General features: G+C 37.5%; 13 protein-coding genes and 4 pseudogenes. 3 read left to right on the forward strand and 14 right to left on the reverse strand.

All coding sequences use genetic code 11. From position 1 onward, the window contains the following. A pseudogene (locus QD47_RS33390) lies at positions 1 to 301 on the reverse strand (hypothetical protein); the annotation flags it as partial. Between the two features lie 1,103 nt (positions 302 to 1,404). Then, on the reverse strand, positions 1,405 to 2,367 hold the full coding sequence (locus QD47_RS21600; RefSeq protein ID WP_152643844.1) for a toprim domain-containing protein: 963 nt from the start codon (positions 2,365 to 2,367) through the stop codon (positions 1,405 to 1,407). An 888-nt stretch (positions 2,368 to 3,255) separates the two neighbouring features. On the opposite strand from QD47_RS21600, the gene QD47_RS21605 reads away from it, so the two are divergent. Continuing rightward, positions 3,256 to 3,714 carry an AbrB/MazE/SpoVT family DNA-binding domain-containing protein gene (locus QD47_RS21605; protein ID WP_044648072.1) on the forward strand — a complete coding sequence of 153 codons (459 nt, stop codon included), beginning with the start codon at positions 3,256 to 3,258 and terminating at the stop codon, positions 3,712 to 3,714. Positions 3,715 to 5,115: 1,401 nt separating this feature from the next. On the opposite strand, the gene QD47_RS21615 is transcribed toward QD47_RS21605, so the two are convergent. From QD47_RS21615 to QD47_RS21625, 3 genes are read right to left on the reverse strand one after another with little or no spacing between them, the layout of a single operon-like run. Then, on the reverse strand, positions 5,116 to 5,406 hold the full coding sequence (locus QD47_RS21615; protein ID WP_044648074.1) for a hypothetical protein: 291 nt from the start codon (positions 5,404 to 5,406) through the stop codon (positions 5,116 to 5,118). 42 nt (positions 5,407 to 5,448) lie between these two features. Next, positions 5,449 to 5,832, reverse strand: a complete 384-nt coding sequence (locus QD47_RS21620) for a hypothetical protein (protein ID WP_044648075.1) — start codon at positions 5,830 to 5,832, stop codon at positions 5,449 to 5,451. Between the two features lie 8 nt (positions 5,833 to 5,840). Continuing rightward, positions 5,841 to 6,098, reverse strand: a complete 258-nt coding sequence (locus tag QD47_RS21625) for a helix-turn-helix domain-containing protein (RefSeq protein WP_044648076.1) — start codon at positions 6,096 to 6,098, stop codon at positions 5,841 to 5,843. A gap of 914 nt (positions 6,099 to 7,012) precedes the next feature. On the opposite strand from QD47_RS21625, the gene xerS reads away from it, so the two are divergent. After that, positions 7,013 to 8,086, forward strand: coding sequence for a tyrosine recombinase XerS (gene xerS / locus QD47_RS21630; protein WP_044648077.1), 1,074 nt, complete (start codon positions 7,013 to 7,015; stop codon positions 8,084 to 8,086). A 292-nt stretch (positions 8,087 to 8,378) separates the two neighbouring features. On the opposite strand, the gene QD47_RS31775 is transcribed toward xerS, so the two are convergent. From QD47_RS31775 to QD47_RS21650, 5 genes are all read right to left on the reverse strand, one after another. Further along, on the reverse strand, positions 8,379 to 8,567 hold the full coding sequence (locus QD47_RS31775) for a hypothetical protein (protein ID WP_152643845.1): 189 nt from the start codon (positions 8,565 to 8,567) through the stop codon (positions 8,379 to 8,381). A gap of 64 nt (positions 8,568 to 8,631) precedes the next feature. After that, positions 8,632 to 9,435 carry a PIN domain-containing protein gene (locus tag QD47_RS21635; RefSeq protein ID WP_044648078.1) on the reverse strand — a complete coding sequence of 268 codons (804 nt, stop codon included), beginning with the start codon at positions 9,433 to 9,435 and terminating at the stop codon, positions 8,632 to 8,634. 339 nt (positions 9,436 to 9,774) lie between these two features. After that, positions 9,775 to 11,847, reverse strand: coding sequence for a hypothetical protein (locus QD47_RS21640; protein ID WP_152643846.1), 2,073 nt, complete (start codon positions 11,845 to 11,847; stop codon positions 9,775 to 9,777). Positions 11,848 to 12,475: 628 nt separating this feature from the next. Then, positions 12,476 to 14,005 (reverse strand): hypothetical protein, encoded by a 1,530-nt coding sequence (locus QD47_RS21645; RefSeq protein WP_044648080.1) that lies wholly within the window; start codon positions 14,003 to 14,005, stop codon positions 12,476 to 12,478. A gap of 756 nt (positions 14,006 to 14,761) precedes the next feature. Beyond that, entirely contained in the window at positions 14,762 to 16,102 is a 1,341-nt protein-coding gene (locus QD47_RS21650) for a hypothetical protein (protein ID WP_044648081.1), read from the reverse strand. 772 nt (positions 16,103 to 16,874) lie between these two features. Between QD47_RS21650 and QD47_RS21660 the strand changes: the two are divergent. After that, positions 16,875 to 17,378 (forward strand): annotated as a pseudogene (locus QD47_RS21660) (Tn3 family transposase); the annotation flags it as partial. 338 nt (positions 17,379 to 17,716) lie between these two features. Here QD47_RS21660 and QD47_RS21665 read toward each other — a convergent pair. From QD47_RS21665 to QD47_RS30170, 4 genes and pseudogenes are all read right to left on the reverse strand, one after another. Further along, a pseudogene (locus QD47_RS21665) lies at positions 17,717 to 19,146 on the reverse strand (IS4 family transposase). Between the two features lie 73 nt (positions 19,147 to 19,219). Continuing rightward, a pseudogene (locus QD47_RS21670) lies at positions 19,220 to 20,363 on the reverse strand (IS3 family transposase). Positions 20,364 to 20,474: 111 nt separating this feature from the next. Further along, entirely contained in the window at positions 20,475 to 20,915 is a 441-nt protein-coding gene (locus QD47_RS30165) for a hypothetical protein (protein ID WP_052646859.1), read from the reverse strand. A gap of 220 nt (positions 20,916 to 21,135) precedes the next feature. Next, entirely contained in the window at positions 21,136 to 21,588 is a 453-nt protein-coding gene (locus QD47_RS30170) for a matrixin family metalloprotease (protein WP_052646861.1), read from the reverse strand. Positions 21,589 to 21,711: the final 123 nt, after the last annotated feature.

Here is a 21,711-nt window from a genome sequence, read left to right on the forward strand (position 1 = left end):
ACACGACGACTGAGTATTTCAAAAATGATAATATATCATGATTCAGACCATTTAAAAAATCAACATCTATAGAAGTTGTAGATATAAATGGATTATTCGTAAATTCATTTCTTTCTCCACGATAGAAATTGAAATTAAACTCTGATTTTTTCTCGTGAAAATTTTTATTTACTTTAACTTGAATGAAATTGGTATAAAACCACGGAAGGGTTTCGTTATATCCCATGGTTATAGATAACGTATATGGCCATCTCAAAAATCCTAGTAATGGAGGATTATAAACTGGTAAAATATTCTTCATTTTTACCTCCGCTTTTAAATTTACTATTTCCCTAAATCTTGTTTGGAATAAAACGACAATTATATAACCATTAAATAGTAAAAAACAGAGCCTTCAGTTTGGAAAATGTTAGTACCCCTGCAAACGAAACCGAAAGGCAACAACTCTCATCGGCGTCTCACGCAGTTGCGAACGATCGTTTATGTCGCCTCTAAAGTGTGAGTCAGCAAAACATCATTAAAGTTGTTTGCGGATAATAAGAAATTCCTCCTTGATAAGTTTAGTCAAAATAAATTCTAATAAATACTTTAAATTCATTAAAATGTATGTAAAGGAAATTTACATTTATTTTCTTAGTGGAGATCCCGTCAGGAACGTATATTAATACATTAGATCGTACCTCCAAGCTTGCCTTAACTCTATCCTGTATAGCATACTATATGATGCTTTTGTTTCATTTCTTCCATGTACAGCATATAGTTTGATCTTTGGATAAATTTAGTTGTCCGATACGCCTGTTGATTAGCCAGAATAAGTAACTATACTAGCCAATAATCACTTGAAAATCTGTAAATGTGAAAAGCCGATAGTATCTCTGCGGATAGATGATCCGATTAGGGCACGTGGTGGTGTTGTCATCGCTCGCTCGCTCGTTCCTTCGTCCAGCCCTGTTCACGAATACGACGTTCCAACATGGCTGTTTGACTCCAATTTTCTCTGCTTCAGCATGCTCTTACGACTATGCAAAGCTCCAGCCAAATTGACTGGAGCTTGTCTAAGAAGGCTTTTTTATCTTGTATGCCTTAACAAATTCTCTTTACAATATCCTCTGCACGATTCTGTACAGGAGCTGTCCAGTGACCATACTCCTCCATCTTGCTCTCAAGCCATTGGATGAATTGCGGTGTAGTCATAGCATTCAGCTCTACACGGTTTTCCTGTAGCCAGTCTTCCCATTCATAATTAATATAACTGGCCGTAGGTCGATGACGGTTACTCCGCTTAAAGCTTTCAACCTGAAGCCCATAGCTACTGCTTCTTCAGGATCAAGTCCCAAATTAATGACTTTAAATTTGCGACCTGACCTGGACGAGAGATGGTCGAATGCTGCAACGTCTCATAGATCATGGTTCCGGCTGCGTCTGCATCGTGAACACAGAAAAACGTAATCTCTTCATCTGTCTCCCCAATAAGTCAAAAACGTCTTTAACGGCACGATTCGCAAAGCCCTTTGAAGTAATCAATGCGCAATCGTATCTTTCAGGAAATTTCACATCTTTTAACGAAGTGAAATATCCTTCCTTCTCAATGAAAATGATTTTATTGAATGTCCACTCAGGCCTTACATAGTTCTGTACAGCAATCGTACCAAGCGGAATCTCATCTCCGCGATGCGGATGATACAAGATTCCCCGTGGGTCTCGATACATACCTTTGATTTCACCGTAGTCATTTTCATATTCAGAGATGAGCCGGCAAAAATAGTTATACTCAGGCTCTTTATCCAAAGCTTCCATAACATAAAGTCTAATTCCGTAGTAGAGCTGAAGCAAGCTAAATATGTGAGTGCCGTTACCACTCGTTTTCTGAATGGTTGCGGGAAGATTGGTCAAAATAAGCTCTTTTTCGTTTCTAGCCCCTTTGCTTTTCGACTTCACCCGATACTTGTACTGCTCTTTATTAGCAGCAAGCATAACCTTTTCGATCACGTCGCTCATGGGTCGGAAATCAGGTGCCTTGCCATCAGAAGTGATGGGCATGTATGGAGTAATCAGATTAAAACGATAAATTCCAGGTCGTGATTTCTTCATTTCAATGTAGAGACCACCACTCCAAATTGTAACTTGCTTTTTATTGTAGTGAATTCTCACATCTGTAGCGGCGACCGTGTTATTTACATAATTCCATAAATAAGAACGGCTGTCCTCATTATCTTCATCATGATATTGGACCCATGCTTCTGCAAGAAAAGGGATTTCAGCATCATGCCTGCCTCGGGAGGATCGAACCGTAAACGTTCCTGTTTGCTTCTTGTAGGACCCTCCATGTGCAAAATCACCTGCTTGGCCCAAAGAGTTAGCTTTCATACGGGAGTCACCACTTCTCAAAATATCAAGAAGCTGCTCCGTTTGTTCAGATGAGAGTCCGTTTGACAAGGGGACCGGCGAGCTATCAAATGTATCTTCAATCAGGTCAAGCGTATTTTTATCTGTCTTATGGAAGTAAGCAGCCAGAGAAAGCAAGTCAATTTGAGCTGCATTGCACACTTCAAATCTAACAAGTTAGCACTTTTCTAAGTTATATACACTTCAAATGAAGAAAGGAACATGTCAAGAGATCGATTTCCTATCTTGTTCCTTTTGGTTTAATACTACTGTCTTAATTTGAGCTTGAAATCTGAAAGCCATAATCGTTAAGAATCAGTTTATGTTAGGTACCTAGCGTAATTTGGATAAGATAAGCCTATTTATTACGTGTTTTCATTTATAATGAGAGTTTATCCTACGCTAATTTGGCGTAGAGTCGGCTAAATATTCACATATGTATTGTTCGTAGTAATGACCAACAGAGTACCCCATCAAATTTAGTTATTTGGCCCAAATGATAGACTGAGAACTTTCGATTACCATTAACGAAGCTACTGATCGTACCGGGGTTTATTTATACCTGCCTGGCTAGAACGCTAATGTTTAAATCGTTTTTTCCATGTAATTAAGTATCTCTGCGAGTATCGTGGTTGCTTTTACCAAAACTAACCACCCCTTTATAAGGAAATTTTTTGGGATATCAATCAATTTAAATATGGTATATCACGATCAAATGGTAGAATAACAATTCTGGAAATAAGTATACCATCTTTTTGGATTTTTTTATATAATCATCAATAATTTACTTTATATAGACAAATCTATTTTTTCACTATAGAAGAAAGGACCTTAATTCTGATAATATTAAAAAAAAGGAGGATTTTAACTGTGAAAAGTATTGGTATGACTCGGCCATTAGACCCTCTAGGTCGTATTGTAATCCCTAAAGAAATGAGAGAAACGATGGGTTATAATGTGGGAGACCCGATAGAAATTTTTATGGATGAAGAAAACGGTATCTTAGCGTTTCGTAGATATACGGGTGTTTCCTGTAATATGTGCGGATCTATCGACGAATTGACATACTTCAAGGATTACTTTATATGCGTACGCTGTATTGATGACTTAAAGAATGACAGGGGCGTTCAGTCGAAAGTAGCGCATGTTAAGCCCGGGACCGAAAAGGCGATTAAGGAGCCAAAAAGGTCTCCTCTTCCAACAGAGCAACTATTACAAACACTAAAGAATCTCATTCAGCAAAAGCCTAACTTGACACAAAAAGAGTATGCTGAATTAATGAGTGTTTCTCAACCAAGGATTTCTCAACTCAAAAAAATGCTTCACTAAGGGCACCTTTATTTTCTCTATCCCTTTTTGCATCAATAAGAAATGCCTTTTTCTTCTCAAGCAGGCATTTCCTTTTAGATTTGATTTGGAATTTATCAAGTCGTCCATAGTAAGTACTCTCCAAAATCCGATCTTTAGTAGTTATTTCTGGTGCGGATGCCAAGCTCACATGATTTTCCCGAGTTATTCTCACCTCGGATTTTGTCGTATCCTGTTGAATGTGTACAAAACTTGAATTTTAACAAAAGAACAGAGTAATATCTGGTTACTATATTTATTGTTGTGCGCTACAATAGAGAATAGGAAGCACTTGGATACATAGTAAAGGATTTTACAAGACAATAGATGATATGAGGAAAATCGTATTGAAGGTGGTACAATGAAATAGGACAGAATTTTTATCCCTATATTATTGTATTTCGGATTTGACCTTAAAGTATAAACTCAATGATTTGATAGACCAAAAAGAAGACAACTTGCACTTTTACTAATTAGGAGAGATAACTACAAAAAAAGTAGAGAGTATAGGGGATAATGAAACTTACGATTGGAAAAGTGCACTGAGTTTATATGGTGCGAATGTGAAGCTCACATAAAAACCCCGGGTCCTTCGCACCTCGAAATTTGTCGAAAATCAATTCAAATCAGTTACCTTCAGTAAAAGTCAAGGTTTTATCCAAGCCTCTTTGGCATCAGTTTTTGCGACAATATGAGGAATTGATATCATTAGGTTATGAATTACTGCATTTTCGCTGTCGCACTCCGTGTGAGTGCGTGGATTGAAATATCCAGATCATCTACAGTCATTGCTCCTTCGCTCAAGTCGCACTCCGTGTGAGTGCGTGGATTGAAATTTCCTGCAAATCGTCTATAGCCGGGTGCATCAATTTGTCGCACTCTATATGAGTGCGACTATCGACACGACAGTCCGCAGAAAGGAACATGGGAAATCCCTTACCCAATGAGGGTGAAATTCCTGAAAACGATACTGAAAAGCATCACAAAATTTTAAGAAGTCTTACTCGTGACTTATGAAGTTAAGGCCTAGTAAAAAAAGACCTACTAACTTTTAGCAGGTCTTGAAATATATTAAAGTCATCACTTTTTTTTGCTACCTATTTGGTCAAAAAGTCTTAAAATATTGCCAATGCTATTCCCCTTGTGCCCTACCAATAGCCAGAAATCCATCGATGCTTATTTGAAATTGTTAGTTAGCAATTGGTACACCTCATCTATAATTTTAACAAGTTCTATAATGCAAAATATGATTGCATTAATGCCTATCCAAACCAATAATAACATTTAAGAATCGAGCATGTAAAGAGGTGTCGATGATCTGAATTTTCGTATAAGAGAGCTTTAAAAATACAATACTTTATCCCTTCATATAACTAAATCACATTAGTTTAATCCATATTTATTATTAAAAAAATCCGCTAAGTAATCATGGAGTCTCATCCCTTTACTTTCAGCTTCCGACAACAATTCCTTCTTAGTTTGATGCGGAAGATACATGAGAATGGACGAATAACCTGGATCAATAACCGTACCATTATGGTCTAGGACAATATCGCCGGAATGAACGAATGTCTTCAATCTATTAACTAAGTCCGGTTCTGTAGTCTCTGTTATACCAACTAATGTCGTCTTTTTAATCTCAACCTCTAACATCTCACCAGTTTTAACACGCATGTTATAAGGTCCAGCAGCCTTAAATAATTCATCTATAACCTGTTAAATTACCGAATCTAAGGTTCTAGGTATAGGGAAGACAAATTTGGCAAATCCATATGCCGTGACCTGTTTCTTTTCTTCTATTAAATATGTTGGCTTCCACCCTAATCCTAGCGCTTCTTCAAGTGTCAACTCACTCGCTATTGTCTTCAACGTAATTTTCGCTCGTGCGGATCCATTTCTGCCTATGCTCATTACTCTAGCCAATTCACCGTTATTGAAGTACGGCTGAAAGAGAAATACACCTGTCTTTTTGTCATATATCGTTTCCCAAAGACTCTTTGGCTTTTCTTCAACATCCTTATTGTACTGTTTCAAATCCTCTTTTTTAATAAAGAACGTTTTCTTCCCACGATATGTATCTTCGTAGCTTTTCAGTTTCACTTCCCTAATTAACCGTGAACAAAACTTTTAGAACGATTCAATAGCTTTGCAGTATCGGCAATCGTCAGATCCTTTTTAATTACTTGTTCTTTCACAAGCTCCATACTATCTGCACTGAACCGGTACCCTCCATCTCCCCTGTATGTCAGCCTATTCACTGGCTCGATCCTTTTCGACACTTCTGGGTGGTTTATTATTTTATAAATGGTAGCTGGCGTAACCCCCAACATATTTGCAACTTCCTGAACGTTTAGATACTTGCTCAATGCCATATCCCTCCTACCACTTTCTATTTATCGTGTTACTTATTTAGATTTTAATACAACAATTATATAATCAACATTTATAGTAAACATGAATTAAACACTCAAGAATAATTATAATTGAACACACAATCTTAGATACATAAAAATCAATAATAAATCCAACACAAAAGAATTACATATTATTTAAGCTTCACTACTCTATTTGTTCTTTTTATCATTCGTGATAATATATAAATGTCGAGAAACCCCCTGTTTTTTTAATGAGGTTTAAAATGGCCATTTTGATCAAATAAAAATGGGTCCTCAGATCGTTTTAAATCGATTTTTGTTTTAAAAGTTGAGTCTCCCCAAATAAAAAATAAAGTGCCGGAAAGTCCGTTGGGCTTTCTCGACACTCTGAAAAGTCGCTAAGATAGCGACTTTCGATGAGATCATGTTCTTGTCTTACAATTTGTAGGTTTGCGACAGAAGACAACAGGTGCGTTTCTTATTGCAAAAATGTTTAAAGTTCTCAAATCGTCTGTGCGCTTCTCAATACATCCTAAGATTATAGATCTTCCAATCTCGGCTATGAACGATCAAGCCAGTTATTTTAATCGTGAAATGGCTCAATAACCCGAATTGGTTCGTTGGGAATGAGATAATATTCTTGTCAAAATCGGAAATGAGATAAAGTTCTTGTCATTTGATTTTGACAAGAACTTTATCCCATAAAATAGAAAGCCGCGATTTTCGCAGCAATTAATGAGATAATGTTTTTATCATCCGACACCATTCCTTATTTTCCTGGTTTATCAAGCTAAACTTTTATCACTTATTACTGTATATTTTGACCAATATTTTATGACATTATAACAGTACATTTCTTAGGAATCGAATCAACTTAACAAACAATAATACTAGAGGTGAAAAAAATGCCACCAATTCAAAAAATCAAGGATCGTGAAGTGCTGTTAAATAAGTTATCTTACATGCCTTGGTATGTCGACAAATTCATTAATTATAAGCTTCCTGATCTTTCTCCTTCTTCACTACTCGAATACATATATGATTATGAAACCTTCTTCAACTATCTTCTGGCTGAAGGGCTTGCTCCTGCTGGCCCTATTAGACAAATTCCGATTGAAACTCTTGAGAAACTTTCATTGGATTCAATTCACGGATATAGATCCCATCTTCTCACCAAAGCAGAAAACTCAAAAACGACAGTATCAAGGAAGCTATCGTCGCTTCGAACTTTATTCAATTACTTGAATCAAAAAGCTGAGGACGAAAACTTCAATCCTTTACTAATTAGAAATGTGATGGCGAAAGTAGATATTCGCAAAAAGAAAAACCCTAAGGAAACAGCAGCTAGCAGCCTAGCTGGGAAGTTGCTCCAAGATAATGAGATAACAGAATTTGTGGAATATATCTTTAAAGGGTACGAGAAGAACCTTGCGGGCAGAAATAGAGCCCTTTTATCTTATAAATTTAATCGAGTACGGGATACTTGTATAGTAAGTTTAATCCTAAATTCAGGATTACGTGTTTCTGAAACTGTGAATCTTGATGTAGATGATATTGATCTTACGAAACAATCTGTCTATGTTTATCGAAAAGGAGCAGATGACCAGATTAAGTCACAAGTTTACTTCCGTGAGGAGGCAATTCCATATCTTAAGGAGTATCTCTTAATTAGAGATGTACATTACAAATCTCCTAAAAAAGAGAAAGGATTATTTCTTACTATACCAAATGGACAGATTTACGGTAGCAGGATGACAAAACGCGCAATTCAAAATATGATAATTAAGTATGCTGAAGGATTTGGTAAGCCATTTCTGACTGTGCATAAACTAAGACATTCATTTGCAACTGATTATTATTTAGCTAATGATCTGTATAAAACCCAGACACAGTTGGGACATTCCTCTCCAGAAACTACACAGATCTACGCTCATTTAACTGATAAAACTATGTCCGAAGCAATAGATAAGCGAAAATAGAATAAGCATAGATCATGGCAGGCAACTGAACTCAATAAAGGGCATCTATCCTGGTACGAAGATAACCGGGAACGGTATAAAAAGAACAAGAATCTGAGACTTGTCCAAGAAATTTCTGATTCCAATACAACCACATTTTACACCCTTATAGGAAACGACGAGCAAAATCATGCGGTTGATTTATTTGGATAAAGTGAGCATTTAGACCGCCTTTATATTGCTCTTTCAGAGAGATGCATGGCCAGGGGTTATGATAGCTATCATGCAGGTGATTGATTTGAGGGTGTCTTAATTATTCTTCAAAATTGTTAATCTTTTTAAAACTTATGTTCAAATCGTCATCAATTTCTAAAGAGAAAATCTTTTTATCTTCACGATCATAGATTGCTGTGAGTTTTGCTGTTATGCGCACTTCCTGAGAAGGATAATCAACGATATCCCCTTCACCTAAGTCTAATTCCAACTCTATAATTCCATCCAAAAGCACGGTACACCGAAGTAATACTTCACCGTCTAAGGGTTCGAGTTCCCAATCGGAAACACTTTCAAACTCCCAAAAACCCTAGCTTAACAGATCCATAAGGAATATATACGCCAACTGCATCTTCAAGTGACAGTTCATTTACATAAATAGATGCCTCTTCACAAAAATCATTATGAAAAGGTTCAAGTAGTTCCAGTAGTTTATCTGTATCTAGATCGTTATTTTCAATCCATTGAATTAATTGGAGATTCTGCTCCTTCTCCTTATACATATCGGTAAACATCAGACTCTCGAGTGATTTAAAGAGCGAGAAACGTTTTGAGTCCTTTTTAAGATCTGGATGAAGTTCTCCCCCCCTTTTTCCAGAAAAGTAGTCTGAAGTATTATTGGTTATAAAAAAACAGTTCGTTAAATCTTCGGTTTCAGCAAGCCTCGCATATGATAGCCATATAATCCCATCCCTGAATTCCTGCTTTTTGTCGGTAAACGGTTTAATCCGATTAATAGATCTGTGTACTAATTCAGGAAGCAAGTTATTGTCATATGGGACAATTTTAACGATATTGCTCATCATTAATTCGTTATAGTATGCCTCAAACCGTTCGGCAACTTCATTTAATTCCGGAAGAACAATCGGTATCTCTGGTAAAAGAGAAACAGAATTATAATCTTTGATAGCTTTTCTCAGCTGTACTATAGGAGTTTCAACTTTTCTTAGATAATGGCGTTTAGCTTCTTCCAACACCACCTCTGATATATAAATTCTCAATTCTCGATTCCGAGCAGCCTTTACCAGCCCGCTACCGAGATTTTGAGAAAGAAAAGGATCTCTATATAAAACAGTTGTGTCCAAAAATATATTCATTTAGATGCCCCTTTATGGAACGGATTTTGAACTAACTACACATATTTTTTATTGTACTTATAAAACTCTAATTATACTATATCAGCCAGCAGTTTGGTGACTCTTAGAGAATTGTATTTTTGAGGCCGAGTAAGTTTATTTGCCCCTCTAAATAAGACTAAAAGATCTTTTTTAGGTCGTAAGATAAATTCACCTCAAAATTGGCAAATTTATGAGATTAAGAATTCGTCTGTTATTGAGATAGTTATAGATGTGCAAAGTTAAAGGTCAAAAAAGCGGGTCTAGCTGTTACATAGGAGAGAATAGATTATTACTATTCCCCTTCCAACACCAGTATAACTACTCTGATATTTCCTGAATATGAGCAATCGCTTCACTAAGAAGATACTTACTAGGGAAATGATCATGATCGTTTTCTGGTCCGATCATGAATTTTTTATCATCGATGATTTCCACATGTCGGCTTTGTAAACTGAAATTATATACATCGTGATCAATAAAATATGGCGAATAAAGATTGTCCCTAAACTCTTGCGGCCGAATCGGTCCCTCAGATCGGATTAAATGAGAAGTGATAACTTTATCACCGTAGTAAACTCTAATCTCGCCATCAAAATACTTTTCAATGGTACTTGTATCTACGATAGGAATATTATCAATGACTTGTCCTGAACCATAAAAACAATTCACAAGCACGAATGGCTGAATGGTCAATGTTGTAAGCTCCTCTGTTGAGATACCAAAACGTTGAGAGAATTCTTGTGGGTTACGCTCAATGTACTTAACAAAGTTTTTGGCTTGTTTAACCGCTTTGCGAATCGTGCGATCGACATTGATTTGACCTTTTGAATCGAGAGGCTCAAACTTGTTTTTGGCTTCGCCTACAAATAGATAATTTCCTAGACGCGCGATGATATCTATATCCCCACTTTGCATATTCCCCTCGTAATTGTAATTGTAAGGGAACTTGTCGGTAAAAACCATGAATCCATTTTGCATGAATCGTTCTCGCATACAAACTTCGTATGTGTCCCCCCGTTCTTCAAAGTTCACATTAAGTTTGTTTAACAGATGCAGGAAAGTTCGTGGGAAGTCGTTCATCATAAATAGTGAGGGTACAAGAACAACCTCATCTCCGAAGATAATCACCGGTTTTAAATACATGTCGAATAGTTTGTCACTACCAAATTCATAAAAGGCAAGTAGATTATCGATATCCTTTTGAGAGAATTCTTGTTTAGTTATCATTGCAAGGACAGGTATTAGCATCTTGCCAATATCGTTCTTACTGATCCGCAAATACGGAAATAATGGTAACTTTTCACGAGTGTCTTCATAATGGCGCGTAGCCATAAAATAAATGAATGCTACCGCCATAAGAGAGTAATAGAAAAAATACAATGCAAGGACATTAAAACCTCGGCATTTGAGCTCATCAAAATTCATGATGTACATTTCTATCTTTATTTTCAAATATGATTGGTACGAAATTTCTGCAATATATTTGTATGCTTCAAAAAATTCAACATCATCAATTTTTAGACTGAAATGCCGGTCTCCACTATCTTTAATGACCTTTTCATAATCCAATTCTCTTTTACTCCAGCTAAACCTTTCTGCTACTAATAAATGTAATTTTCTTTGAGTATTTTGCTTACGTGTCTGGTCACGGAACATCGGCAACATATACTTACGATATTCCTGAAAATCTCGATAGAACAACTTAACCTCTGAATCCGTCACTTCCATCGTTGTAGTATGCTGAGATACCTCATTTGCGATCCAATCAAGAAAATGAATAGAACGAATAATCGGCATAAGCTTTTGACTGAATTCCACAATGATTTCATCTTCAAAGTGGTAAACTTTCACTTCCTTACCCTTGAATCTTCCGATACGAACATCTTCTTTCCAATCCCGTAACATTGCACTCAAAGCGGAAATGCTGCTCTCGTAGTTGGTTTCAAGTCCAAAAGTAAAGTGAAGATATAACAAACGTTCAAAATCATCCGGTGATGTATGGACAAGCTGCTGATGAAAGTGCTCAAAAACGGAAATGATGATATGTTGTGCTGTAAGCGGATGCATTTCATGCATTTCACGAATTACTTGCTTGCGATCATTTGAAATTTTATCTATGTAACGATTTAACAATCTACACTGTTCAACGTATTCTTCATCTCCCCAAGCGAGCTCTTCCCATTTTCTCATTACTCGGTTGCAAAAAATGTTCGTCAGGTTGATATCCCGTGAGAGGTTCAGCATAAATTTGTAACGACGAACTGCCTTTTTTAATTCTCCTTCCTCGCTCGATCCAGCTAATTCATTTATAAGTTTCTTCAGCTGCTTCCAAGCATTGTTGTAATCTCCACTCTCCAAGAGCTCTTGAACTTGATTTAGGGCGCCTTGCATGTCCATCATCCCTTTCGTAAATATAATGTCCCCCAACTGCTCTATCCATCACGAAAGTTGAGCTAGTCAAGTCAAGTATTAATATTTTAAGCCTACTAGCATAAAAAAGTCACGGAAAAACCGTGACTTTATCTAACATACGGAATATTAGGTTAGTTTTTTCGTGGCCGCCCTGCCTTATTAGGCTCACGTAATTGCAGTAAGACAAGCTTCGAGGTGGTTTTGACACCTCTCCATTCAGTGTCTTCATTCACAACATTATCATTTTGGGCACTATAGTGATCAACAATATCTTTTAACGACCATCAACTTATGGGTATTACAAAAATAAATAAATAGTAGGCTCCCACCGCACTTTCTGATACCAGCCAGTTCCTTTAGTTCTTCACTCGTCACAGCGTCGAGTAATGCGATGCTGCAGTCATTTTCGACAAAGGGATCAAGTTCTTGTCCTGGGGAAAGGAGAAGGACAAGAACTTGATCCCTAAAAAAAAAACGAGCATGCTTATCCGAGATTACATTTTCCTAACCTCATACAGATGAATTTATCCAGATACCCTATGTAAATAATTCAGGAAGAGCAAAATCACCAATTGCAGCTGGAGATTGTTTAATTTGTCTTCGCCGATTATCCCAATACAATAATTCCGGTATCTAAAGGGTTATCGATGATTTCGGGTTGCTTGTCTACAAAAAACGCTAACGCTTTATCTTCTGTTAGAAGAAGAAGGGGTTCCAATATACCAGTGCTTTCGATGGGTAAACATGATTTAACAACTGGATTCCTTATCGATTTAATACCTATTATATATACAGAATCTTCATTTAAATATAATTCACTGTCAAATTCAATTGTTGCGACTAATTGACCTTCAGGCAAACTAACTAGAAAGGGACATTGTATTTTGTGTTTCTTTAATTTCAAAGATGGAATATCATCTGTTCCGAGAACAAAGTGTATTAAAGTGTCTTTTTTGTCAAGTAGCAGTTTTTTTAAAAACATGTACGAAAATACTGTTTCACTTTTATTCAGCTCACTCAATTGCACATAGGGTTCTAATGCTAGAGTATCATAAATTTTAGGGATGTATTTGACAACTACACCGAGATAAAGTAGATTTGGCCAAGATTCAGCAACAGGCAGTCCATTAATGGTATCTCCCTCTCGAATTTTCCCTAGAAAGTTAATAAATTCGGGATATTCAAACATATTATCAGCATTGTTTTGAGTAATAATAACCTCTGTAAAGTGATGGTAGTGGTTGTCTTCAGCTTTCCTTCTTTTTGATAAGGTCAAGCTTAAACCGCTCGGATGATAATAAGCTGTCTCATCTCCAAACCCTCTCCTTTCAAAATGACAAGCAGCAATCTTTTTTCCTTCTCGCTCTAACTCCACTAGACACACATCATAGACTAAAGGAGTTATAAGAGAAATATAGTCAGCGATATCGTCCAGCTGCTCCGACATATTTTTGAATGTCCCTTGTGGCAATGAAATTTTACCGATATCATGTGCTAAAAAAGATTCTCGCACACGCGGAAAAAGTTTATGGGTTTTGTCAAACAAATCCTCTACTTCGTTCACCTCCACTATGGCAACACTACCATCTTCCGTCTGATCAATTCTAAGTTTTATGTTTCCAATTAATTTTTGAAGTCCCAACCGAGCTTTTAACAAGCCCAATTTATTTTGATATGATCTTTTCTTTATAATGGACAATTGTTCATTAAAATGACTTACGTCGTTGCTCATTTTTGAAGGATCTATCCGGAATGATTTTTTATTTCTTAATAAACGTTCATGAAATTCAAGCAGTAACTCTTCATCAAAAAAACGATGAAATACTTCATGCTTGTTGATGTCAACCAAGATAAATACAAGAGGTTGTGCAGATTTTAGTGAGAATTCCATATCGGCTATAGTGAGAGTGTTAAAGGGATTATTCTTAGCAGAACTTTTCACGTTCACCAAAAGAAATTCAGCAAACATTGGCCGTTTACGGCTGTTCGGTTCACCGCCGATCTGGCATGAAAAATCTATTCCATAGTCGTGCTCAAGTTTATTTGGGGTTAGATTAAGTGATTGCTGCGAATAGAACCTGAAAATACTTTCCCCTAACTCACCAATTGCTTGGTTGTCATCTTTATATTTAGTCATTTTTCTCCCCCGAAATATTATTATACTATAGTATAGTTATTCTTATGCATCAAACATTTACTTTTAAGATACCAATGCTATTGCTGCGATTCCTAAAGAGATATTAAACGCCTGCTCTCTTAAACGAAAAACACTATTCAGAACAATTGATGCTATAACAAACGGCAGCACTTTGCGCCGGAAGCGTGTTGGCATACGGCGGCAGTGTGCCGTCAATGTGTTTGTTCCCATAAAGCCCGTACTCTGGGCGCCAGTACTCCACCTAAGATGCATCGTTACGCGTTCAGTCTCCGTACCAGTTTCATGGTCCAGGAACAGCTTGTCCGGAGTGTCACCATGAGCGGCTGGCTCTTGGTTGTGCCGTATTTATTGGTCATCCTCGCTATATTACCATAGTTGCCGTTCGGCTGACATGAACCTGTTCTTCCCTCTGAATGGACGGTGACACATCCTTCAGCGGATTGGAATTTTATTGCTTGATATTCTCAGAAAGCTTTTAGCTACTCCCCATCGTGAAGGTAAAGCTATCGATACTGAGTCCGTTACACATGTTCTGGATTACAGGTGAAGCCGTACTCGCGACGTACGAGCCTTACAATCCGGTGCTGTCCACGAACAGTGGTCATTAACAAAATTAAGTTTTATATTTATACAGTATGTTAAGCCAATATTTTAAGGTTACTAGCATAAAAAAGTCACGGAAAAACCGTGACTTTACACTAGTAGTCATTTCGAGTCCATTTCCATCCTGTCGGTTTATATAGAACTCAGTACATCACGTATATCCCGTAGCTCTTCTCTGGAAAATCTCTTTCCAGCTAATGAAGCGACAAATGATTCTATATTATTAATAGTTGGTTTTGGCAACCCCATTACTATTCCCTTTGTTAGACGAATAATTTCGCTTAGTTTACACTTGGCAAATTTACTAACTTCGTTATCCCAAATATAAATAGTATTACTATCTAAGTCTTCATCTTCGTAATCAATATCATTTCCATATTCTCGTAGGCAGAACTTCAACTCGTCTAAATACTGTATTTTCATGTTATGATCGTTAACAATCTGACTAATTTTAATAATATTATTTATAGTCAGAGCAGCAGGGGATCTATCTCCTTCTCCAAGTACATAATTACCAAAAAGTTCAAAGAAACTCTTAAAACTTATATAAAGTGTTACTCTGGACCTACCATATTGAAATGTATAGCCTCCTATTTCATGGTCTATTCCTAAAAAGTTTGCTCCAACAGCTAAAAAAAGCTCTTTTACAATAGAAATGTGTTTATCTACATATTCTTTTTCCCAAATATAAGACACAGTTTCAAATGTTACTTTCCCGTTTTCTCTCAAAATATTCTCTGTTTTCTGGTCCGCTCGATTTTTAAGCCAGTGGATCATTTTTCTTGTAGCTATAAAAGGTGTATTTCGATTCGTTTCTTGATACTTTTCAAACATCTCTATTGTACTTTTTTCACTGCTAATACGTGCCTCGATCTCTTCAATGACCTGCTCCGATTCTATACCTTTCAGATAATTTCGATATAGATCTCTGAGTACCTCTCCGCTTTCATTATAAGGCTCTTCCATTTTTCGAGGTAAAACTATATCATATTTTTCTGTTCTATGAAGCCACGCTTCAATTGTCTGCTCCAGTCCAGGGAATCGTTTATTGATTTCACTAAATCTTCTGACTTCCTTAGCATTCGCAATTAATTGTCCCTTAGTTTTTCCATCAACTAATGAATTAAGGTCAACAAAATCTTCAGCACAATCTCTTCCAATATTTATTCTTTTTCCGTTTATCTTATTTTGTATGTAACATAGATATCTTGTAGGAGTTCCGCATAATCTGCACTTTTTTCTGTTTGCACCCAGATCTTCTACAGGATTTACTACATTCTCATCTCCTTTCCATTCTTCGCCACACTGTTTGAGAATAACTGGTACCACATAAGTAAAATCAGTAATAAATTCTTGCGGGACATCTTCCAATTTTAATGTTTCATTTTTCAAAAGTAATTTATGAAGCCATTTGTATTCTTTAATTATCTCACTATAAAGAAGTAAATTCCGCTGTTTTCTCGATATATTCATGTTAGGACTTAACCCCCCATAACAAAATATTGTATTACACCACAATAAATAATACTATATTTTGTAGCAAGAGTGAATAAGTATTATGAGAAGTTGAATAGTAAAAAAATAATTCCTGGATGAAGAAAACAAATCTTGATTACCCTCTTTATTGACTGTTATCGTTGCTTGAAAGGTCTCTTTGTATTTAATTATCCAATTTTATTGTAAAAATGGTAAATTATATAATCTTGATTTAATATATAGTTTTATACATAATAGATTTGTGTCGAAATTGCCAGAAAAAGGAGGATAGTGGTTTTTTTATGTAATTGTGACAACGAAAATTTGAGGGAGATGAATGGATTTTGAAGGTCAAGAGTTTGTGTACGTGTGTAGTTGTAGGCATGCTTTCGTTATCGCTAACTTGTTCAGCAGGTGCAGAATCGCTACAAAATGAACAGTTAATCAATCCGTCCATTGGGTAAAAGACAAATTCGACGGTGCATTGCTGGGAGAAGGCTTGTTAGTGTGGAGAGTAGAGGAATTAGCCGAGCACGATAGGGAGCTCCAGTCTGGAATGCTACTGATACAGGCAGATGGAAAGAACGTCCTTGGAGATCCTAACGATGTAAACGCTGGGGATGCAGGGGGACCCCTTCCCCGAATCGAAAAATGTGAAAGAGCTGACATCGGACCACTCTCGACTTCATTTTCTAACAACGTCTGGAGTGATTTTGCGGAATATATCCTTCGACGTGGAAACAAAGAACGGTAGAACAGAAACTAAGGTCAAAATTACGATGATGTATTGCGGCTGGCACACTCTATCCGGGAAGGGACAGTCTCTGCATCACCTATTATGGGGAAGCTCGGATCATATGCGCGGCAGAACAGTTTAGCAACCGCACTCCGGGAAATGGGGCGAATCGAAAAAACCATCTTCATCATGGATTATCTTTCAAGTGAGGCGCTACGGCGGAAAATCCACCGGGGTTTGAACAAAGGGGAAGCCATCAACGCATTAGCCAGAGCAATCTTCTTCGGCAAGCATGGCGAGCTGCGTGAACGCGCTCTGAAAGACCAGCTCCAGCGGGCCAGCGCATTAAATATCCTCATTAATGCAATCAGTGTATGGAATACGGTTTATTTAACCCAAGCAACAGAATTTAGAAAGAGCAGTAAACAACTGAATGAAGAATTGTTGAAACACATATCCCCTCTTGGATGGGAACACATAAATATCCTAGGTGAATACAAAATTGATATAAAACAAATCGCATCGTTAAAAGGATTGGCCCTCTCAAACAACTGTCAAATGAAGAATAAGAACAAGATGACTCGAATGACATTTTGTAACGCATTTACGAGAGATATGAGTAAGACAATGGGCCTTCTGGAGTCGTGCACCGACGAAGAGATAAAAACAAGCCGGATTTTCCTTAGCGTACGGATTTTCCGGCTTGTTTGAATAAATTTTCGCTTAGCGCACGTTTTCCGCGTTTTGTTGGCGGTACCCCATGCCCATCAAGCTAACAACATAAATTAATAGAGCCAAATAATATTGATTCAAAACTACCCAGTACTGGGAATTTAGGCATGTCAAAGAAATCTTTAAAAAAGCGATATTTTTTGCTAGGCAACTTGTCTATCCTTCACCGTCGTTTGATACACAATCCCAAGAATATCAAAGACAGTCATCTTCTTATACCGATGACATTTACGACCGTTCTTTTTGAGTAGATGATAAAGGCGATGCAAAATTTTCAAAAGTTCTTCTGTGCCAACTGACATCGCTTGAAACAGTAACGGGAAGTAATCCTTAATCATATAAATCGCTTTGTATTCACTTAATTCCTTCTTTTTCTTTTCAAGAAGTAACTGTCGCATTTGAAACATGGTAGAAGAACAGAGGAGAATGCCGATAAGTTGGCCATATAAATGGCACTCAAGGCGTTCTTTTTTGATTGTTTTACATTCATCGATTTCAAAGAATGACTTCCATGTTTTAAATAAAAGCTCGATCTGCCACCGCAGGGAATAGAGGGAATGGACATAATCAGTGGGGACTTCTTCTGGAGATGTGTTCGTAATATAGACGTTCATGCCCATCAAGTGCTTACTTTTATCTTTCATGACAATGCCTTTCTTTTTTTCTCGTAGTGCTTGGTTTTTTAGGCGTGTTTGCGTTTGATCCTCGGTAAGTCGATGGATAATAACACGTGCTGGGAGCTTCTGATTTTGTCCAATGTATGCCTTTGATATTTCCAGCGTTTCACCAGGGGTTAGACTAGACATCATTTGTGTCATATCAACCTGGATGTATTCGGTTTGTTTTTTTACCGTTCCATTGTTGAAGAATTCCGGGTCGGAATTCTTGATATAAATACGTGTATTTAGCTTTAACCGAGAGATAAAATAAGCCTCTTTATCATGAATGGCTTGTAAGTCTCTTAAATCAAAGTAACCAAGGTCACGTAAACATAAATCGCCTTTCTCAATAGTTTTAAGGCAGATGGTGCCGTATGTTTTATCATTGTTCTTTCCAGGTCCCAGTTGTACGTTTAGAAATTGGCCACTTAATAAATCGTATTCCAATTGGATTTTCACTCCTGCAGTATTACTACTGCCTCCAGAGCCTTGATAATTTGTGGCGAAGGAATCAGGTAGCTGAAATACAGTCGCATCTAAAATCCGAATACGTTTGAAAGCAGAAATCATGCCTGAAGAAAGTGAATGATTGAAACAGAGTTTTTGTGTTAGGAGTGAAGTAAAGACTTCTCGGAGGAATGCGACAGCTGCTGGATTAAAGCGTTGATTCAGGCCTTCTGGGCTTATTAGTACCCCGTCGAAGCCTCTAAACGACTACATAAGTGCGTGAGTGATGTACTAGCGACTTCTTGGCAGAGCCAAACGCAAAGGGCGATAAGTCCATTTGCTTGATACTTACTAGATCGCTGTACAAATCCCACCTGTTTGGCAGTTTCTTGTAGGACTATTGGGGATAGAAAACGTTGTAATTCTTGTGCAAAAAGTGTCAGTTCACTGAAGGTGATAGGATTCATAAAAAAAACACCATCCTTTCTCGTAAGGGACTGACCCCCGTTTGTGAGACAGGGATCAAAACACCTTCCAAGTTTAAGCAGCCAGTTGTCGGAAATGAACCGGCACTGGTTGTTTAGTTTTGTTTGAATGCGAATTGAGTTATAGTAAAGGATGTACTCTCGAACGGTCTGCTCGACGATTGCCGTCGTCGTACAGGTTAAACCTTCGAGGTAGAACGTTTCAGACTTTAGTGTGGAATGAAACGATTCGATGGGGGCATTATCAGCAGACGTTCCTTTACGGGACATACTCATGGTAATGCTTTTTCCTTTTACAGCTTCCTGGTAGGCCAAGGATGTGTAGACGCTGCCTTGATCGCTATGAAGTATTGCACCTGGTAGAGATGGCAACTGACCAAGGGTATCGAGCACAAATGCGGTGTCCTGCTTGTCAGCTATACTGTATGCCACAATCTCTCCGTTAAACAAGTCTAAAATACTCGACAGATACAACATTCTTCCTCCAAATGGCAAATACGTAATGTCCGTTACAAGTTTTCGCATAGGCGCATCTGCTTCAAACTGTCGCTTTAGCAGATGCCCCGCGATATGAACGGGTTGCCCAGTAGGTTTCCGTTTCTTCGCTTTGACACGACATTGTAGCCCTTCACGCTGCATGATCCGTTGCACGCGTTTGTGGTTTACCGTATAATCCCTCCGAAGCAAGGCGGTGATTTTCCGGTATCCATAACGATATTTATGCTGGATACAGAGTTCGCGGATTTTCTCTACCAAGTGGTCCTCAAGTTTGCTCGCATACTCCGCCTTCCAGCGATAGTACGTGGCGCGAGGGATTCCTATCCATGCACAAGCTTGCTTCACACTCACTTCCCCTCGGATCGACTCTATCCACTCCATTACGATCTTTGACGATACCTCATCTCCAGTACCCTGTACTTTTTTAGCAACTCTAGTTGTTGTCTCAAAAACCTGTTCTCAGCCTGGACCTTCTCTAATTCCGAAGTGTATTCGGGTCCTTTTCCGTAGCTGTATTGTTTACCTACAGGCTGCTCTAAACGGTTCTGCTCGCCATTACGGTACCATCTCATCCAAGTTTCCACTTGTGTCTTGTTTCGTATGTTTAATTGCTCCATGATTTCTTTGACCGGTATACCAGCCATTCTCATTTCAATCGCCTTCATTTTAACTTCTAATGGATAACTGACTCTTGTTGCCAACGAAAAAACACCTCCAAGGTTGTCTCCATATCTTACGACATGGTTGCATTCTCTTGAAGGTGTTTTGATTTGTCTCACGTTAAGGGGTCAGTCCCTAAACTATTTACGATGCTACCAGTACATAACCGATATTTCGCCTTGCCTTTCACTGTAATAAACACGAACACGTAATATATAAGATTTCCCCTTATATAATTCGACATTTATATTTGCATTATGATCTTCACCACTATCATCATCACCTGCAACATACAACACTTCATCAACACCTTCTTCAAATAAAACGATGACAGAATCGGATGTACCAAAAGTAGCTATATTATATTTTCTTGTATCGTTTGGCTTAATGATGAAATCCTTCTGTTCTCCATGATTTAATATAAGTTTGTTACTTACTAATAATGGAAGTTCCTCTAAGTCTGCATTATCCATTGGTGGATAAAACGTTCTGACCCACAACTTGTCTCTCTCTGAAAAACCACCAGCTGGAGTTACCCCATCCCGATACTGCTCTGGTTTTATAATTAATCCAGCCTTAAACGAATAGTGCATAATAGAATTTGGATCCCAATCAGAGCCTTGTACGGTATCTGGATCTATTTTTCTAATTATATTATTATAAGTTTTTCCTCTATCCCAATTATTAGGAGGTTTAGCTAATTCACCATATACAGCTTCTTCATCCCATTCTATACCTGCTTTGGGGTTCTGATGTTCATGATGAAACCCTAAAGTATGTCCGATTTCATGAATGGCTGTATCTAAATCTATATCAAAAAGGGGGGGGGGTTAAATCCCAACCAAAATTCATTGTTCTTTCATCTTTGCCTATATCCAGATCAATAATATCTCTTCCGATATATGACCAAGCACCATTACCTCTCATAAAACCTATTCTTATTTCGGCCTCCTCTCTTGTTGCTACTTCTTTAAATTTTACACCTATGCCTAGATCTTTCCATTGCTTAAAAGCATTTCTGACAACGTCCTTTTCATCTTCATTTGTAGTCCATGTTTTCCATTCTCTCTGCCCATTATTTAGGACTACATATTCACCATCCGTTTCTTTGTCAAAGAAATAATAATGTAACACAGTACCATTCACCCATTTTCTGTCAATTTCCCTTATAACCTCTCTTCGATTGGGATTAACATCTGCTTTAAATTCTCTTTCAGGAACTATCGGCAATGAACAATAGTTTTTATCATTTTTTACTTCGCCCATTTAATAACCTCCACGTATAAGTATCAATTGTTGTTTTCATTTAATTGTTTTCGTTTTTTTATCATAATATACTTGATTTTTGTATTTTATGGGTACGCCTAAAAAATGTATACGGATTACGGT

Source organism: Paenibacillus terrae, from assembly GCF_000943545.1.
In the GTDB taxonomy this organism is placed as follows: domain Bacteria; phylum Bacillota; class Bacilli; order Paenibacillales; family Paenibacillaceae; genus Paenibacillus; species Paenibacillus terrae_A.

Coding starts and splice junctions, on each gene's coding strand:
- QD47_RS21640 (WP_152643846.1), bottom strand. CDS start 11,847: ATGCAAGGCGCCCTAAATCAAGTTCAAGAGCTCTTGGAGAGTGGAGAT.
- QD47_RS21615 (WP_044648074.1), bottom strand. CDS start 5,406: ATGCGTGTTAAAACTGGTGAGATGTTAGAGGTTGAGATTAAAAAGACG.
- QD47_RS21645 (WP_044648080.1), bottom strand. CDS start 14,005: ATGACTAAATATAAAGATGACAACCAAGCAATTGGTGAGTTAGGGGAA.
- QD47_RS30165 (WP_052646859.1), bottom strand. CDS start 20,915: ATGCACTATTCGTTTAAGGCTGGATTAATTATAAAACCAGAGCAGTAT.
- QD47_RS21650 (WP_044648081.1), bottom strand. CDS start 16,102: ATGAATATATCGAGAAAACAGCGGAATTTACTTCTTTATAGTGAGATA.
- QD47_RS21600 (WP_152643844.1), bottom strand. CDS start 2,367: ATGAAAGCTAACTCTTTGGGCCAAGCAGGTGATTTTGCACATGGAGGG.
- QD47_RS30170 (WP_052646861.1), bottom strand. CDS start 21,588: ATGGGCGAAGTAAAAAATGATAAAAACTATTGTTCATTGCCGATAGTT.
- QD47_RS21635 (WP_044648078.1), bottom strand. CDS start 9,435: ATGAATATATTTTTGGACACAACTGTTTTATATAGAGATCCTTTTCTT.
- xerS (WP_044648077.1), top strand. CDS start 7,013: ATGCCACCAATTCAAAAAATCAAGGATCGTGAAGTGCTGTTAAATAAG.